The 1,044-nt window shown below is 48.6% G+C and carries 3 protein-coding genes; all 3 read left to right on the forward strand.

Translation table 11 applies throughout. The features are described from left to right. On the forward strand, positions 1 to 495 hold a 495-nt coding region (locus HW452_RS17290; RefSeq protein ID WP_414022673.1), incomplete at its 5' end, for a plasmid replicase. Between the two features lie 3 nt (positions 496 to 498). After that, the gene (locus tag HW452_RS17295; RefSeq protein ID WP_003690220.1) at positions 499 to 741 is read left to right on the forward strand and encodes an HTH domain-containing protein; all 243 of its coding nucleotides are present in this window, start codon (positions 499 to 501) and stop codon (positions 739 to 741) included. Then, a complete protein-coding gene (locus tag HW452_RS17300) occupies positions 738 to 983 on the forward strand; it encodes a hypothetical protein (RefSeq protein ID WP_224107335.1) in 246 nt (81 codons plus the stop codon). Before HW452_RS17295 ends, HW452_RS17300 begins: the two co-directional genes overlap by 4 nt. The last annotated feature ends 61 nt before the right edge of the window (positions 984 to 1,044 follow it).

The following is a 1,044-nucleotide window of genomic DNA, read 5'->3' on the forward strand; positions in this document are numbered from 1 at the left end:
GGTGATGTGGGCTTTGTATCGCTGATTACGAAAAATCCCGAACATCCGCATTGGCTGACGCTGCGCGGCGTTCCTGACGCAATCAGGGGCTACGATTTGGAGTATCTTGCGGATTTCGTGGATTTAGACAAGTTTAAGCCCTATATCGGTCGCTCTAACGTGGAAGCGGTCGGATTAAGCAGAAATTGCACGGTGTTTAACCTTGTGAGCCGTTGGGCGCACAAAAACGTGTTGGCGTTCAAACAGCAGGGCTACACGGTGCAAGGCTGGCTGAAAGAAGTGCATTACCAGTGTATGCGGGTAAATGGGGATTTCCCTGTCCCGATGTGGGAAAAAGAAGTGAAATGTATCTCCAAATCAATCGCTAACTGGGTTTGGTACAAGTTTGATATTGCAGCCAGCAATCGACGGTTTTCGGAATTGCAGGCTCATCGGAATAGTTTGCGGAAAACAACCATCAATGCAGGCAGAACAAAAATCATCACGGAGCTTTGAAATATGGCCTATCCAAAACTGAAAACCACCAAGCGAGACGTTACGGCTAAAGAACTGGCAAAACGCTTCGGCTGTTCCACAAGAACCGTTTTTCGGGCATGGTCGCAATCCCGCGCCGACTACCTAGCCGAAAACTCTATCAGCCGCGATAAACCGTGGGAACACTTCGGCATTTCCCGCGCCACTTGGTACAGGCGCGGCAAGCCTATGCCGTCTGAAACTGACAACCAAAGCGAAACAGCATGACAAGATACGCAATAAACCGCGATGCTCTGTACTCGGCATTCAAAGATTTTCTGTATTCGGAAATTAACGCAAATCCTGCTTTGGAAAGCGCAACGGTTGATGATCTTGCAGATATAGTTCTAGCCAAAAAATGGAGAATTTTTCTGCCTGACGGCATCAAACGCACAACAGCCGAAAAAGCTGCCCAACGGGTTTTGTACATGACAAACCAGCCTGAAAACCAAACCCAACAGGAGAACTAACCATGCAAACCACTATCCCCACCGGTTCAATCCGCACCTTTGGCGATTACGGCGTGATGTA

The sequence above is a fragment of the Vreelandella aquamarina genome (assembly GCF_020075495.1).
Classification (GTDB): domain Bacteria; phylum Pseudomonadota; class Gammaproteobacteria; order Pseudomonadales; family Halomonadaceae; genus Vreelandella; species Vreelandella aquamarina_A.